10 protein-coding genes and 2 pseudogenes are annotated in these 16834 nt (G+C 42.4%); 4 read left to right on the forward strand and 8 right to left on the reverse strand.

The window, feature by feature from the left end:
- Window positions 1-92: 92 nt before the first annotated feature.
- On the reverse strand, window positions 93-425 hold the full coding sequence (locus tag V1L65_RS10345; protein ID WP_331699156.1) for a metal-sensitive transcriptional regulator: 333 nt from the start codon (window positions 423-425) through the stop codon (window positions 93-95).
- Between the two features lie 163 nt (window positions 426-588).
- Window positions 589-1614: an MFS transporter gene (locus tag V1L65_RS10350; protein ID WP_331699157.1), complete on the reverse strand. Its 1026-nt coding sequence runs from the start codon at window positions 1612-1614 to the stop codon at window positions 589-591.
- Window positions 1615-1616: 2 nt separating this feature from the next.
- Between V1L65_RS10350 and V1L65_RS10355 the strand changes: the two are divergent.
- The 3 genes and pseudogenes from V1L65_RS10355 to V1L65_RS10365 all read left to right on the forward strand — a co-directional run.
- Window positions 1617-2354, forward strand: a pseudogene (locus tag V1L65_RS10355) (spore germination protein); the annotation flags it as partial.
- Window positions 2355-2403: 49 nt separating this feature from the next.
- Window positions 2404-3507 carry a GerAB/ArcD/ProY family transporter gene (locus V1L65_RS10360; protein WP_331699063.1) on the forward strand — a complete coding sequence of 368 codons (1104 nt, stop codon included), beginning with the start codon at window positions 2404-2406 and terminating at the stop codon, window positions 3505-3507.
- Window positions 3504-4691 (forward strand): Ger(x)C family spore germination protein, encoded by a 1188-nt coding sequence (locus V1L65_RS10365; protein ID WP_331699064.1) that lies wholly within the window; start codon window positions 3504-3506, stop codon window positions 4689-4691. The genes V1L65_RS10360 and V1L65_RS10365 overlap by 4 nt, the downstream gene beginning before the upstream one ends.
- A gap of 115 nt (window positions 4692-4806) precedes the next feature.
- Here the strand turns inward: V1L65_RS10365 and V1L65_RS10370 are convergent, their stop codons facing one another.
- A complete protein-coding gene (locus V1L65_RS10370) occupies window positions 4807-8589 on the reverse strand; it encodes a lamin tail domain-containing protein (RefSeq protein WP_331699065.1) in 3783 nt (1260 codons plus the stop codon).
- The gene (locus V1L65_RS10375) at window positions 8579-8704 is read right to left on the reverse strand and encodes a hypothetical protein (RefSeq protein ID WP_331699066.1); all 126 of its coding nucleotides are present in this window, start codon (window positions 8702-8704) and stop codon (window positions 8579-8581) included. Before V1L65_RS10375 ends, V1L65_RS10370 begins: the two co-directional genes overlap by 11 nt.
- A 759-nt stretch (window positions 8705-9463) precedes the next feature.
- Between V1L65_RS10375 and V1L65_RS10380 the strand changes: the two genes are divergently transcribed.
- Window positions 9464-9913 carry an SRPBCC family protein gene (locus V1L65_RS10380; RefSeq protein ID WP_331699067.1) on the forward strand — a complete coding sequence of 150 codons (450 nt, stop codon included), beginning with the start codon at window positions 9464-9466 and terminating at the stop codon, window positions 9911-9913.
- Between the two features lie 890 nt (window positions 9914-10803).
- Here the strand turns inward: V1L65_RS10380 and V1L65_RS10385 are convergent.
- The 4 genes and pseudogenes from V1L65_RS10385 to rlmD all read right to left on the reverse strand — a co-directional run.
- Window positions 10804-10938, reverse strand: a pseudogene (locus tag V1L65_RS10385) (transcriptional regulator); the annotation flags it as partial.
- A 1-nt stretch (window position 10939) separates the two neighbouring features.
- A complete protein-coding gene (locus V1L65_RS10390; protein ID WP_331699069.1) occupies window positions 10940-13207 on the reverse strand; it encodes an MFS transporter in 2268 nt (755 codons plus the stop codon).
- A 207-nt stretch (window positions 13208-13414) separates the two neighbouring features.
- Window positions 13415-14743 (reverse strand): stalk domain-containing protein, encoded by a 1329-nt coding sequence (locus V1L65_RS10395; protein ID WP_331699158.1) that lies wholly within the window; start codon window positions 14741-14743, stop codon window positions 13415-13417.
- 274 nt (window positions 14744-15017) lie between these two features.
- A complete protein-coding gene (rlmD, locus tag V1L65_RS10400; RefSeq protein WP_331699070.1) occupies window positions 15018-16559 on the reverse strand; it encodes a 23S rRNA (uracil(1939)-C(5))-methyltransferase RlmD in 1542 nt (513 codons plus the stop codon).
- Window positions 16560-16834: the final 275 nt, after the last annotated feature.

A 16834-nucleotide genomic window follows, 5' to 3' on the forward strand; every position in this document is an offset into this window, starting at 1 on the left:
TATACCCTCCCACCCTATATTAGTCATTTTTTTTACTGTACCCCCTCTCCCTATATACTGATTCAAAGAAAAAGCAGCAGTCGCTGCCCAACTTACTTTATTAACTTGTTCATGGTGACCATAAGCTCTGTTAACACTTCAGAGTCCCCTTCCTGGATCCGCTCGATAACACAGCTTTTCAGATGATACTCTAATAAAAGCTTTCCGACCCCATTCAAAGCAGATTGTACTGACGAGATTTGGTTCAACACATCGTCACAATACGTATCTTTTTCAATTAGCCCTTTTATGCCGCGTACTTGCCCCTCAATCCGATTCAATCGGTTTATTAAGCTGTTTTTCACTTTATCCGAATGATGACTTTTTCGTCCATCTCCGTTAATCGAGCAGCAACTCAAATCATTTTCACCTTCATGCTCATGCATTTCTGTATCCACGTTCATATGATTCGCCTCCTCGATCTTTATTATACTATACCCCCACACCCTATTCAATATACACTATTCAAAATACCCATTAGGGATTGGAGAAAATTATTCAGCGGAAATCTCCAGCCAAACTATTCGTTTGGCCGGAGATCTGTCGTAATCACATTACTGCCGGACCGTTTGCCCCCCCTTGCTTGGGCGAACGGATAAAGAGTAATGCCAGAATAGCCCCTGCAAAGGCCACTACACCGGACCAAAAAAATACTTGATGAAATCCGGCATTCAAAGCTGCTATTGAATCAACTCCTCCTTGGGAAGCTGTTGTAGAAGCGGCGATCGCAACCATAATGGCCAAGCTAATTGCCGAGCCGATCTGGTAACTGGTATTGGCCAGGCCAGATGCCAGACCCGCCTCTTCCGGTTTCGCCCCTGACATGGCTGCCATCGTTGCAGGGACATAAGCAAGAGACATGCCCAACGCTCCCAATAACGATGCCGGGAGAACGTTCGCGACGAAAGTGCCGTCTATAGGAGTATTTCCCGAGAACCACATCATTGACGCACCAAGAGCGATTAAACCGATCACTAAATTAGCTTTTATGCCAAACTTCCCGATCAATTTGCCTGCAATGAACATCATGACAATCGCAATCAGCATCGTCATCGGAAGCAAAGCAACTCCACCGGCAAAAGCGGAAAATTTCAAAACCTGCTGCATGTAAAGGTTGAGAAAATACCAAAGTGGAATCCATCCTCCGGAAAGCATGAGGAGCGCGATATTTCCGGCAGCCAGATTTGGCGCTCTAAATATTCGGAGCGGCACGAGAGGTTCTTTTTTAACAGCCTGAAGAATGAGAAAGAGAATGAACAGACCCGCTCCCGAAATGATGGTCCATAGAGTGGACGGCGATCCCCATCCATTATGTTCTGCAGTTACAATGCCGTATACAACCAATATTAGAGCAGCTGTGACGAAGATGGAGTCCACGACATCAATGCTTCCTTTTCGGCGCTGCCCTTTCGACAATAGGGACGGAGCTATCAATAAGGCCAGAATACCGACTGGAACATTGATTAGAAACGTCCACGTCCAACTCAGCCATTCGGTAATTACTCCTCCAAGAAACACGCCGGCAGATCCTCCTGCCGCTGCTGAAGCACCCCAGAAGCCGAGAGCCTTGCCCAGTTCCGTTTGCGCTTATAGTCCCTCTAACGTTTTGGTCAGTCGTCCAAGCTGCGGAAGATTACTATGAGCATTTCATCTATACAACAGCGATTCGGTGGCTGCGATTCATGCTGCTGGGTATTTCGTTCCTGCTCCCTTCACTATATGTTGCAGCCACCACGTTCCATCCGCAGTTAATTCCAGCGAGTTTACTGCTTAGTATCTCTGCCGCTCGAGAAGGCGTTCCTTTTCCGGCCGTTGTAGAAGCGTTGTTGATGGAAGTCATGTTCGAGGCGCTTAGGGAAGCCGGCATCCGTTTGCCCAAACCGATCGGTTCGACGGTCAGTATGGTTGGGGCATTGGTAATTGGGGAATCGGCAGTGCGTGCCGGCATCGTTTCGGCGCCCATGGTCATTGTCGTTGCGTTTACAGGTATAGCCTCGTTTTCTATTCCCCGTTATAATTTGGGGCTGGCTTTTCGAATTTTGCGGTTCCCGCTATTAATCTTGGCGGGCACGTTAGGTTTTTACGGAATTGGCTTCGGATTAATCGCGCTCCTTATTCATCTGGTCAATCTTCGTTCGTTTGGAGTCCCTTTTCTAGCCCCGGTTGCTCCCCAGATTCCCGGAAATTTAAAGGATGTTCTGTTCCGTTCGCCGCGCTGGGCTTTGAATGCTCGACCAACCTACCTTGCAGGAAGGGATAAAAAACGCATTCCAAAAGGGCAAAAGCCTGGTGAAAAACGAGGGAGAAGCGAATAGGCATTGAAAACAAGTATCCGATTAGCCATAGATAGGAGCGCGCTTGCGAATGAAAATATCCGGACTGCAGCTTTTCTGGCTGATCCTAAATACGATAACCGGCCTTGGTATTTTGTTTACACTGTCACCAGCCATTGCCGAGGCTAAGCAAGATGCTTGGATTTCCATCACGTTGTCTGGAATAATCGGGCTCTGCATGATGATCCTCGCTGTAAAGGTAAGCCTTCTTTACCCCGAGCAAACATTTATACAATATAGCCAGACGATATTAGGGAAATGGTTAGGGAAAATTCTCGTCATTCCTTACTTTATGATGTGGTATTCGGTAAGCGGGATTATTTTACGCAATTCCTCCGAATTTATTTATGTTGCGCTGTTTAATGAAACTCCTTTGACCGTATTATCGATCGTCGTGTTAATTTTGGCGATTTACGTTGTTTATACGGGAGGCCTTGAAGGAATCGCGCGTTGCAGTGAAATGATGGGCTCATTTATTGTGCTTATGCTTTTGGGCACTTTCGTTCTTAGCATAAATCAGTCGGATTGGCAGCAATTAATACCCGTCTATGCGGATTCCGGTTTGAAGTCCATTTTGAAAGGGGCCGTTCCCCTCGTTGCTTTTTATGGCGATATCATCTTGTTTGTCATGGTGTTTCGTTTTCTTGCGGATTTCCGTCAAGCATTCACACGGTCCATGTGGGGGATAGCCGTTTCCTCTATTTTGACTATCGCAGCAACGGCGATGATCATTATGACATTTGGGCCGACGCTTCCCTCGCGAATGTGGTTTCCTTTTTTAAGTATGACGAGGTTTATTTCCGTCTTGGGATTTATTGAAAATGTCGATATCTTTGTCGTGATCATCTGGATGTTTTCTGTTTTTATCAAATTGTCTTTGTACTTGTTTGTCACCATTTACGGAACCGCGCAGTGGCTCAATATGAAAGATTGGAGAAAGTTGATTTGGGTTGTTGTTCCAATTATATTTCTTTACTCGCTGTTGCCAAAAAACATTGCGGAGGTCGTGGTAGATTTCCAACAATCTATGATACCTCGTGCTCTGCTCATCTACGCATGTGTCTTTCTCCTATTATTATGGATTGTTGGGCTGATCCGCCAAAAGAGATCCAACAAGAAGGTGAGCCCGCAATGAAATCAATACACTTTATGAATCCTGTCCTATTACTCTTGCTCATGCTATTGACGACAGGTTGCTGGGACCGCAAAGAACTCAACGACCAGGCCATTATCACCGCCTGGGGATTTGACTTGAACGAAGATCAAATGTATACGGGGATTGCGCAGTTTGCAATTCCATCAAAACTAGGCGTCGGTGAAGGGAAAAGCCAGGGCAAGGCTTTTTTTACCGTATCGGGAAATGGGGAAAATATGTATGATGCCTCCAAAAATATGCGGTTAAAACTATCCCGGCCTTGGTTTGAAGGGCATAGCGGGGTAGTCCTGATCGGGGAAACATTAGCAAAACATGGTCTTGCAAACATTTTGGATGAATTAGGCCGGGATCCCACTGTTCGTCTGCGAAGGGACATAATGGTCTTAAAAGAGGGCGCGGTACAGGATTTTCTCGAATTGACGTATCCGCTGGAGCGTGTATCCGCTGATGCTATTGTCAAAATGCATGAGACAGCTGGATTAAAGGCCAATCGCACGTTGCGAAACTTTTATATGGCTGCTGAGAGCGAGGAGAGCAGCCCTTTCTTGCCTGTGATCGAGATGAATGACAGTTCTTCCAAGGGAAGCTCTGAACGAACAGACCCAAAGATGAAGTTATGGGGGTTCGCTATTTTTAACAAAAACTCCCGGCTCGCCGGATATTTACCCATGAATATGGGTTACTACCAGCAATGGATCAAAGAGCAATTGAAATCAATAATCATCACTGTAGATATACCTGGGGAGAAGGGAAACGTCGTGGTGGAGGCAAACCATTTGAAAAGTAAAATCGTGGCATCCCCGCTGGGCTCGAAGGTGCATTTTCTCGTTACGCTTAGCGGAAAGGGGAAAATTCGGGAAAACAATACTCGTTTAGACTTGGCTGTTTCTAAAAACATCGCTCTGGTCCAGAATGAATTAAATACACAAGCCGGTACATATGTCCATCAGATCATAAAGAAAGTGCAACCTCTCGGCACAGACATTTTCGGTTTTGGCGAAGCTTTTCACCGACAACATCCGTATAAGTGGAAAACATTAAAACAGGAATGGCCAGAGAAATTTGCAGAGGCGGAAATTTCCGTTTCACTGAATCTGCAGATTCAAGAAACAGGATTAATAGGTACACCATATATTTTGAAAAATAGAGAGATCAAAAAATAAAAAGGGATACTTAAAATGTCATTGGAGCGAAGTACGGTGTAAAGACTGCCATCATGCTGTGCGCATCGCAAAAAATCTCCCTTGGATCATTCCTAAGGGAGATTTTCCATTTCATTTACTGAACAAGCTCTGTTACAAAATTTTTGAATATGGTGGCTACTGCTGCTCTGTCGGCATTTGCCTTTGGTACGAATGTATTTCCGCCAATTCCGCTTATCATGCCATAACTTTGAATTGTAGTCACTGCATCCTTCGCCCAATCGCTCACTAAGTTTGCATCTGCAAAGGCTGGCTTGTTTGTGCCTGCTAATTTTGTACCCTTGTACTCCATATAGTTATGAAGCATCACAGCCATTTGCTCGCGAGTAATAGGTGCAGATGGATTAAATTTTCCATTCCCCATACCTGACACAATCTTTTTATCAGCTGCCCAGGCAATTGCAGCGCCATGCCAAGCATTCTTATCAACGTCCACAAATACTGATGTATTGTAGCTGGTAAGGTCTGCTCCCTCTATATTTGCAATGACCTTAGCAAACATGGCTCGTGTCATTTCATTATTCGGTGCAAACTCATTCTCGCTTATCCCATTGAAATACTGTCGAGCTGCTACAAAGTCTACTGCATCTGCAAACCATTGTGTGCTTAAGACATCTGCAAACGACACTTTATTGTAGCCAATAACAAAGCTAGAGAAGTGGTTAACCGTCATCTTTACTGTACCAGCCTCTGCATTGTATAATCCCATGACATGTTCAAGCTTTCCGTTCTTGTCCAGATAATATATCACAATAGCGTTTGGATTCTCACCTTCGCGTAATGTGTACGGAACGGATACGCTCGCTAAACCGCCATTGAAATCACTGATCTCTTTATCACCGCTTGTTACTGTAAAATCGAATATCGGTCTGTCTGCAATCCGCTCTTTAGTAACTCCGGACACTGAAAGCGTGCTCGAATCAACAATGCTGGCAGAAATCTTAACATCGGCCTTAGCCGCTTTTTCAATTGCTTTTAGAGTTATATCGTCAAACGTGATGGTTGCAATTGGTGATGCAATTACAAGCGCTTCTACCCGAGCTTCGGCTAATGCTCTAATCGATTGGTTTGGAATCATCACTTCAACTGTTTTGACATTTGCAACAGCTTCTACTTTGATTTCAACAGTGGTTTCTGCTCTGTTCGCAGCTTCCACGAAAGCAATTGTTTCTGCTAATGCTTGTTCAGTTAGAGCTGCTTTAGCTATGCCGCCTTCAGAAGTTTGTGTTAACTCGGAAGTAACGTTGATTCTGTTCTGATCTACTTTCGGCGCGCCTGGTGTTGGAGTAACTGTTCCAATGTTATCGCCTCCCGGGCCGCCACTTTCTTTATAATCAGATGCAATAGAACCTATAGATAAAGAACCCGATTTTTCTCCATCTTTAAATCGATATACCGGTCTTTGACCATTTTTTGTGAAATTTGCCTCTGCGATTGCAAATCCTTCATTATTGGCACTAATATCGACACCACTTGCTGGCATGATATGAATAATTTCCGGATTTTTCTCTCCATTGATTGATATTTTTGCTGCACGGTTATTATATCCATTATCTGCAACAACCCACAATACATTTTCATAGGTATCATAGTCGAGAGCCATTGCTCCGCCAATTTTTCCGTCAATATCAGCAATTTGTACAGAACTTCCATCCTCGTTTAAAACATAGGCATACACATGTCCATTATCCTCTAATGCCACAAAGAACACACCATTTGCAATGGCGTTCGGATAATTAGCTGCATCAAAAACTGCATCCGTGTTTTGGTCATAAAGCTTGCCATCAACATTTGCATTTGATACCCATTCTACAGCTTCAATCCCCATATTGGCAGAAACCTGTGGTAATGAAGCGGTTAAATCCCACTCCTGCAAGGCAACTAAGTCATTGTCTTCTATACGTGGATCAACTTTAAAAATCACATTAAAGTTAACGCCTTTAACATTATTATCACGTTCAGAAGCAATATAAACAAAACCATCTCCATCTACTGTAATTCCTTCTGCATCCGGACTTGCTGCTTTTTCATTGTCTGCATCTTTTTGGAATCGAACACGCTTACCGTTTTCAAAGCCTTTTGCAAAACTTAACTCTCCATTTTTAGAAACGTCCAAAATCCAAAACTTACCCGTACCGTTATCAACCGCATATAATTGGCCATTAAAGAAATCCAATCCGGAAGAATCCTCTAAAAATGTTGGTTCAAGGTCAAAAATCACAACTTCGCCATTACCTGGCCATGCAATAACATCAGGAATACCTTCAAATTTATTTGCTGCGCCAGGTGTTGCTTCCTTTGTATTTCTATACTCTGTTCCAGTTAAATCAGGATACAGTCCCCAGGTAGGATTTGTATGATCTGGCCATGTTGTGCTGGCTATTAACCTCTCATTTTCAAATAGGCGTACAGAATCATCCTTTCCAAGTCCAAAACCAAACTCTTCTTCTGTCAATACCAAAAATCCAAATGCTGGAATCGTTGTACCTTCAGGAAGAACATATTGATGTGCATCGTCACTGTCTTTCATTACTATTCCCGAAATATCTAAAACTTCTCCTGTTGGATTAGCAAGTTCTATCCAATCAGGTCCCTTATTCAAGTCATTTGACTGTATTTCATTTAAAGTAACAGGATTTGTTACAATATTCGCTTTTCCCTTAGTCGAAGTGGGAAACTCTATTAATTCGCCTGTTCCATCTGGAATTCGCGCGTATACACCATTTGCATGGACTTCCCACGAATACTCTGCAATGGACACACCATCCTTATTAAAAATAGTAACTTTATCTGCCTTCCCTAAGCCAAATGTAAAATGGATATTTTGATCAAAAACATAAAACTCACCTGGTTTAAGAACTGTTCCATCTACTACAGGCGTTATATCTGCAGCATGCCCTACCGGGTCATCATCATATAAATACCAGCCAGATAGATCTACGGCTGTTGTTCCTCTATTAAAAATTTCAACCCAATCTGTTTCATCATCGTTAGACTCTACTTCATTGATGACAATCTGAGGTGCATACCAATCGTTTTTTAGTCCCTTTGTTTCTTTCGTTAATCCAAACGAACCGGTCCCATCCGGATATCTTCCGAAAGACGCCACTGCCTCATCGCCTTCATAACTTGCATGCTCAGTCCATGAATATTCATCCAGTAAATTTCCTTCGTTGTCATATACACGAATAGAATCTCCTGAACCAATACCAATTGCTGCTGCGAACTCACCTGGAACGTAGGCATCTGTCTGATCATCATATACTTGACCAACCGTATTTGCCTCAACCACAAACAATCCGCCTGCTTGCAGTTTTGTTCCTTCTTCAAATTTCCAACGATGGTCATTAGAATTGTCACGAATTTCATAACCAGAAAGATCCATCTCTTCTGTTCCTAGATTAATAAACTCTACCCAATCATCCGGCGAAGAATTAATCTCATTAATTAGTAATCTATGTTTAGGCAACTCTTCTTTTTCTACAATATTTAACTTGCCTTTGGTTGGTTCCTGATCAACAAATCCTCCTGTACCGTCTGGAACCCTTGCATATGTGCCAACTGCATGACCTGAATAAGTATAAAAATCCAATAACGTATTGCTACGATCATATAAGGAAACTGTATCCTCTTTTCCCAAGGATAGATTGTTTAACAAAACATTATGTTCAATAACCAGAATTTCGCCAGCTTTTAATATAGTACCTTCCTCAATACGCCATTCCTTATTTTCTGCCACACGCTCTAAATCTTTATCATCTGTAACAAACCATCCGCTGACATCTATATCTTCATTGCCAGTATTCATGATTTCAATCCAATCTATATCTGTCACCGGATCATTAGATTCAATTTTCATTAATAAAAACTGTATTTTCTGCTTCTGATGCCCGTACATACTGCATTGGAAGTAATAGCATGGATGCAATAATTAACACATTTAACATACTCATTGCTTTTATCCTTCTTCTCATTTTCACTGCTCCCTATTCATTTTTATGATTAAGCCTTATTCCGAGCCACTATTTCAATGATGAGACATCATTGTAAAATTCAAATGTACTTTATGTAATAAGTTTGTTAATTTTGCAAACTATCACTTTATTCCATCTAAAAAGAGGTGCCACTGCCATCAAAAATGGGATTCCGACCGCTGTTGTAGTCCAATTTTTATGAATAATTATCCCTGTTAAGGTTACACTTGGCCTACAAAGGCGGACGCTGCCGCTTCTCCATTCCCATTCTTGCTCTCCGTTCCCCCTTTCTCAAAGACAAAAAAACAAGATGCCGGAAGCTAATAGCCTGCATCTTGTTTTCTATTGGTTGCTCTATTTAATTAACACTTACCTCTTTATTTGGATTCAAGTAACTTTGATGAAGATGTTCACATCTTTCAAGTTCTTTCTGACACCATCTGGTGCCAGACAAACCGCATCATCAATGTCTCCGCCAATATCTGTATCAAGCAATACTTTTTCTATTTTCTTTACCTTCTAGCAGTGGCGTTAGTGCTTCATTATACATACGTTTCCAGTCAATGCAACGGCGGCATTTTTGCTCCAATGAGTATGTATCCCAATCGTTATCAGGAACACTAGTAATTGCAATCATTATGGATGGTAAAGTATACCATGTCTAATTTTTTTGCTATAATCGATTGTATTCAGCATTTGATTTCTCATAATTGTGATGCAATATTAGGTATAATTTATTTAATAAAGGAGAGATAAGGTGTGAGCAACATATCTATTGAAAAGCAAAGGAAAATTTCTGCAACAACCAAGACAGTATGGAACGTACTTACTAATCCTGACTTCATCAAACAGTGGTTAGGGGTAACAGTTAAAACAGATTGGACTATAGGAAGTCCGATTACTTTCTCATTCTCATGGGAAGGTAAAGAATATGAAGACAAAGGTCACGTCCTTAAATATGAATTACAGAGCATTTTCTCATATGATTACTGGAGTGGCTTTTCAGGCACTACTGACAGTCCGGAAAACTACTCAATCATAGAATTTAATCTAAATAACAACGGTGAACAGACAACACTGAGATTAAAACATAGCAACTTCTCTACCCAAACGATGTATGAGCATTCGGACAAAAACTGGGAAGATACTTTAGATGTTATTACAAGGTTAGCTGAGGAATCCAAAAGGAACAAAATCACCTATCGGTGACCTAACCTGCCATCATCGTGTGCAAAGAACAAACGATGCGATGTTATTTGCGGTGCGGACATCCATGACCGTTAGAACCAAAAAAGCAGTCTTTTTGTTGTGTATGCGGACACTTATGACCATTAGAAGAACATTCCGCCGAATTTTCTAGCTTTTTTCCCGCTAACGGACTTTTCTGTCCGCTAGAAAGTGGAAGTTGGCGAAATATGGGCGCTAAGGGACATCAGTGTCCGCATCATTAGGTCAATTCGAGCTCGACATACTTATCCACAATTTTATCCGATGCATAATTTCCTAAACAAGAACAAAATCACCTATCGGTGACCTAACCTGCCATCATCGTGTGCAAAGAACAAACGATGCGATGTTATTTGCGGTGCGGACATCCATGACCGTTAGAACCAAAAAAGCAGTCTTTTTGTTGTGTGTGCGGACACTTATGACCATTAGAAGAACATTCCGCCGAATTTTCTAGCTTTTTTCCCGCTAACGGACTTTTCTGTCCGCTAGAAAGTGGAAGTTGGCGAAATATGAGCGCTAATGGACATCAGTGTCCGCATTATTAGAATCAATTCGAGCTCGACATACTTATCCACAATTTTATCTGATGCATAATTTCCTAAACAATTAAAAAGAGGGGCTGCCGACCCTTTTCCATTTCCACCCATACATCTCATATCAATAATCTTTCCTCGCTAACAGTGAGCAGCACTCCACATGACTTGAGCATTGATGGCAGACAGTTGGTGTATTACCTTAAGCTAAGTTTTCCGGCGGTTTTGTCGCAGGAGCCGGTTTCTGGCGATACTATAGTGCTTGATGATGAAGGTAGTGGTGCGGTAGCCGAGCAAGTTATAGCGGTATCGCGGACAACTATGTCAAGAAAGCGACCAATCGTCCAACTCAACGAAAGGGTTAGGACTTAACGAAAAGATACGACGGTTGGCTTCATCCTGAACCTTGACAATACCGGCATTGGTCAGGACGCGAAGATTTTTGGAAGATTGAGGCAATCTAGGTCCCAGTCTACGAGTCATTTTGAGCATTGTTGTTGCGAATGCCAATATCACGAATCAAAATGGTTCCTTCATTTGTTTTATCAAACACAAAGCTGAATTTACTTAATTGTTCGGGTTGAAAATCTGGATTGTTCTTTTTAAATTCAATTAATTGGAATGCAAAGTTCTGAAACACAGGCTCCTTGGTTGGCATTAGAGATGCGAATGGAAATTTAACGATGTTTCCAGCGAACATGGGAAGTAGATAGGATTCACTACTGAGGGATAAGGTTGCTACATTGCCGCGCTTGTCTTCAGCTGTTAAAGTCAGGTCAATAAGTGAATCTTGATCTATTAGCTCTTGTTTCTCATTCACATCCGCCATAGAAAAGACAATGGAACTGTTATCACTTATAACCATATGTTGAACTGGTAAAACAACCGTATAAGATGGAGTATCAGTATCCGTCATGTGGGTCCATCCAAGCTTTACTGCGCTATACATGTCAGGCCCATATTTCATCGCTACTTTTTCCTCTTTCCACAACTTTAAGTTTTCTCCGATTAGTCGACCGCCTGAAAGTGTTGTCGTACCTGGATCAATATCTTCTTCAAAGTTGCTTATTAAGGTTGTTTGCGAATCCATATAATTGCTAATATACATCGTATTTGGTAACCAATCACGGGCATAACCAATATCCTGGAAGACTGATCGATAATCATTATTATCTTTAAGTGTTGCGTCCAGAAAGGATGAAATCAATACCTTTGCTGCTTCCATTTGCTCCTCCTGAGTGATGAGCTGCTTCGTATTATAAAGCTTGTTGCTAAGCCCTATACTGTCATTCTTTCCCCATATTGTGTTGAACTGACCATGATTCATTCCATACAAATACACAGATGCTTTAAAATAATCGCTGCCTTCCGTAAAGTCGATTCGATTATATTGGTTTAGCGCACTAAATGAGATGACATCCATATCGTGAGATCCGTGTAATGCTAAGTAGTTCAAATCCTTTAGAGATGTGGATTGGCCTGCCGGTTTATACTGTCCGTCTGTACCTGCGATAGAGATGATGGAACGGATACTGAAATGATAGTCAAATTTAACATTTCCGTCCTCTGGGTAAGCTGTCATCTGATTAAACGCTGCAGCTGCCGTTATCGCTTCTCCACCGCGCGAATGTCCGATTAACGCAATTCGGCTCATGTCGACTTTCCCATTGAATGGATTGTCCTTTGTCTCGTTCCACGCCTTCCACACCTTCATATGCTCGAGCATCAGCCAACCTCTTGCCGAATTTTCATTTTTGAGCGATTGGAGGAAGAGGAGATCATCAAATGGAGATGAATTGAGAAAATTCTCGTCTATCGAAACAAATATGTAACCACGACTCGCAAGCAGCTTGCCTAAATAGTCATATCCCTTATCTGAGTAATCCGTTGCAATATGATTTCCGTGAACAGTAATGATCAAAGGAAAGGGACCCTCACCATCTGGATACCAGACTTGCCCATTTAGAGGCATTTGGTCTGAGCCGAAACCAAATGTTTTTTTGCGAAGAGTTGACCAGTTATCAACAAATGCAGAACCATCTACCGATTTCGTCACAAGGGACGTGCTTTGAATAAATTCTTTTCTGTAGTTATTAGCACTGCCATAGGTCAATGAATTGATCTCATAAGTACCTTGCAACGCTGGGTTTGTCATTGCAGTAAAATAGCGGTCTGCTGATTTCATTTCTTGCAATCGAAATGGGCTTGCGGGTTCAGAATTACCGTTATCAATCAGCCAATACCCAATGATGACAATAAAGAGCATTGAAATAGCAGCTAATATCACTGCTGCTGTTCTAGAAAAAAGCTTTACCTCGCGATAAACACCTGACTTCCATCGGTATATTAGGGCTCCTAATACGGAAAGTGCGGCAATGATTGTCACAGATATAATTAATCCAACCTGCAACATACCGATAAAGCAGAGTGTTAATAAGAAAAAGGATACGAGTACTAACCATATGTAACGTGTAGGAACACGCTTTGTGAGATGGAATGCGCCAGCCAATATACCAGTAATACCTACTATAACAATCAAGGATATTGATGTACCGATTAGAACATCGACGTATCCACGTGACCCCATAAAAAAGTAACTTTGAATGAAGAACATTATTATTGCAATAATGGTTATTGCAATAGAAGCACCTTTCCACCCTGGAGTAAGTAATTGAAATCGCTTTGTAATTTTGCTGAATCTTTGTTTAATTGGCGTTTCTTTTATTTCATGTTGTATCATATTGCCACCTCATTTATAGTTTTTAACTATAATATAACACACTAGCGCTGCATAACCTTCGAAGATAACTGCAAGTGTAACTATTAATACAAAACAATAAGCCCAAGCAGTAACAGCTTGAGCTTACTTATTTTAATATTATCGGTAAATGCGACTCTAAAAACGCCACTCCCTTACTATCAACACACAGCCTCATGCAACCTTGTATTAAGATAAGCGATGAATCGACCACACTATATCCGTACCGAAACCAAGGGTTAAATCATCGGACTCGTAATATAATTCAACTTGGTCACCTGCCTGAAGCTCGACATCTCCGGATAGCGTCACCGTTGCACTTTCCAGTACGGTCCTAAGAGTTAGAACTAACGCAATATTGACGTTCAAGATAGGCATATATCCTTTTATTAAATCAGTGTTGCCATTCTTCCTTATTGTGAAAAATGGATCAATACCACTTCCTACGCTTATATTAACCGCGGCGGCAGTCTTATAGTTAACAGTTGCATTTATGGCATACTTACCAGCGGCTGGCGCCGTAAATATACCTGTAGTAGGATCAAACGCAGGGTCTGCGTAATAAGGAGACGCCACGCTCCAATTCGTAAATTGATGGCTACTAGCAATTGATGATGTCGTACCCAAAGCAGAAAACCCTTCCGAGGTAAAAGTAGTCCCTGCTGGACCTGGATCTCCTTGTGGTCCCGCCGGACCTGGATCTCCTTGTGGTCCCACCGGACCTTGCGGTCCCACCGGGCCTGGATCTCCTTGTGGTCCCACCGGACCTTGCGATCCCGCCGGACCTGGATCTCCTTGTGGTCCCACCGGACCTTGTGAACCCGTCGGACCTGGATCTCCCTTATCACCCTTGGCTCCCGGCGGTCCTGCTGCTCCCGGATCTCCTTTTGAACCTTGAGAGCCTGAGTATCCCGAGTCTCCTTTATCTCCTTTATCTCCTTTTTCTCCCTTTGGACCTTGTGGACCCGTTTCTCCTTTGTCTCCTTTTGGCTTCTCAGTTGTTGGGGTATTAATATGGACTTGCTCATTCATACTGTCCCATGAAATTTCTAGTCCAAGAGAAGTAGCTAACGCTCGTATTGGTAAGTACAGACTATCGTTGATTGATACTGGATAAATTATATTTTGATTCGTGTCCAATAATTGAACGGGCTTGCCGTTAACATAGATTGAAATGCTGGATTTCAATACTGATACTGTCGCGCCTGCTTTCATCCCATTTTGGTTGTTTGCAGAAGCCACTGTTATCGTTGAATCAGTGGTAATGTAAACCGCTCGTTCCTCTTGGTTCCAGCTAATGTTGAATCCAAGTAACTGAGAAGTTGCCCGAAGGGGTAAATATAATGAGTTATTAATTGAAACCGAAAGAATATCCGCTTCTGTTATCTTGCCATCAACGTAGATTGGTGTATTTTTCACCTTCCCTTGCTTACTAACTGTTCCCGCAGATACAGGTAAAGCTGATACGCTGAATACAATTAATACAAAAACAAGTAGTGCTAATAAGTTTTTTTGCATCACTTAATACCTTCCTTTACTAGAATTTATCTTCACTCACGCTTGTTTATCCTACCCTTCTAACACCGCCTCACAGAAATGGCGTCTTCAATACAGCATATTTGAAGTTTTATCACTTTTCTGTGATTCTGGTAACAAAAATAAGAGAGGATTAAAGAGTTAGCAACGAGCATATCCTTATGATTTTCGGTTGTATAAAAAAGAAGAATTGGCAACTCAACTTTCGCAGCTTGAAATCGACAAATAAACCTTGATGTTTACTCAAGCGAATCTGTCACTTTTCATTTCTTTCCATCAATATTACCACTTCCACATGAGCTGTCTGCGGAAACATATCCACTGGCTGTACCGATTCAAGCCGATAGCCTTGATCGAGCAGCACCTTGCAATCCTTGGCAAGCGTTGAAGGATTACAGGACACATAGACCAAACGCTTAGGCTTCGCAGCGGCAATTGCCCGGAGCAGCGGCAGCTCGCAGCCTGTTCGTGGCGGATCGACCACAATAACATCTGGCCTGACGCCCTGTGCCACCCATTGCGGCAGCATTTCTTCTGCACGTCCGGTATAGAAACTGGCATTGTTTATACCGCTGTTGCGTGCGTTCTCGCGTGCGTCCTCAACTGCTTCTCCAATAATCTCTATCCCTCGGATCTCCCTAGCAAAGGGTGCAAGCCACAACCCAATTGTGCCTGTTCCGCAGTAACCATCAACTACTAGCTCGTCCCCTTGCAAATCAGCCGCTTCTTTAACTGCATTGTAAAGCTTCACCGTCTGCTCGGGATTAAGCTGGAAAAACGCTCTCGGTGAAAGCGAAAACTGAATATCGCCAAGTGTCTCGCCAAGCCTATCTTCGCCCCATAATATGGTTGTTTTATCTCCAAAAATAAGCGGCGTATTGCTTTTATTTACGTTATGCGCAATGGTAGTAACCATCGGCAGCTTCTCTTGAATTGCATCAATCAACTTCTTGGCATCAGGCAGCTTTTCCTCCGCTGTAATGATAGTAAGCTGAACCTTCCCTGTCTCATATCCAACACGTGCAACGAGCGTACGGACATTTCCTTTTCTAGTGCGGCTATTATAAACAGACAATTTGAGCTCAGCCATAATGGACTTCACCTTATCGATTACTTCGTTAATAACAGGATGCTGAATGGGACAACCGCTTATATCCACGAGCTGACGAGAGCCTGCCTCATACAAACCAGTTACGATTGCTCCATCGGCTTGCCCCGTCTGAAGCTGTGCCTTATTGCGATAGCTCCACGGATTATCCATTCCGATAATTGGTCGTATTGGCAGCCGATCCAGACCTGCATAGCGCTGAAATGATTCCTTTACGATTTCTTCCTTCGCTCGAAGCTGCGCTTCATAGGTCATATGCTGCAATTGACAGCCACCGCAACGATCATACACTGGACATGGCGGTGTTTGCCGATCAGGAGAACGCTTCTCCAGCTTGATCATCGCTGCATTCAAATAACCCCGCTCAGCTTTTGTAACATTAGCAACAACTACCTCGCCCGGCAAAGCCCCTTCAATAAATACTGCCTTTCGCTTATAGTAGCCCACGCCTTCACCATTGATGCCAATCCGTTTAATTGTTACAACAATACGATCTCCTGATGTAATTTGCTCCGCCGAAATATCCGCTCTATTATGCTGATCTTTGTAAGATGTCCCTTTACGCCGTCCATTCTCCACAGCATTACGTCTCGTTCCTTCAGACTTACCTTTAGGTTTATCCGCTCGTTTTCCTTCCCTCTGCTTGCTGGCCGTGTCTCTTGCTTTTATGTCATTGTTTCCTGTTTTCATTCTGTTCGCTCCGATCAAATTTGGTTACACTCACTATAACATAGCGCTACTCATCATTCTATTCCTTCTATTATATACGCCGTTTCAAGCTTTCTTCAAAAACAGCTATTAATTACATCGTCGGTAAATTAACTGATTCCATCGTGCGAATTCTTGAAGCAAAACTGCTGAAGTGGCAGGATAGTTATCGCGGGTGACATACAAAAAGCCTACTCCCCACAAAATCAATTTGCGGAGAATAGGCTTTATTTATTTGTTACCATTTTGGCTGCATA

Source organism: Paenibacillus sp. IITD108, assembly GCF_036541265.1.
Lineage (GTDB): Bacteria > Bacillota > Bacilli > Paenibacillales > Paenibacillaceae > Pristimantibacillus.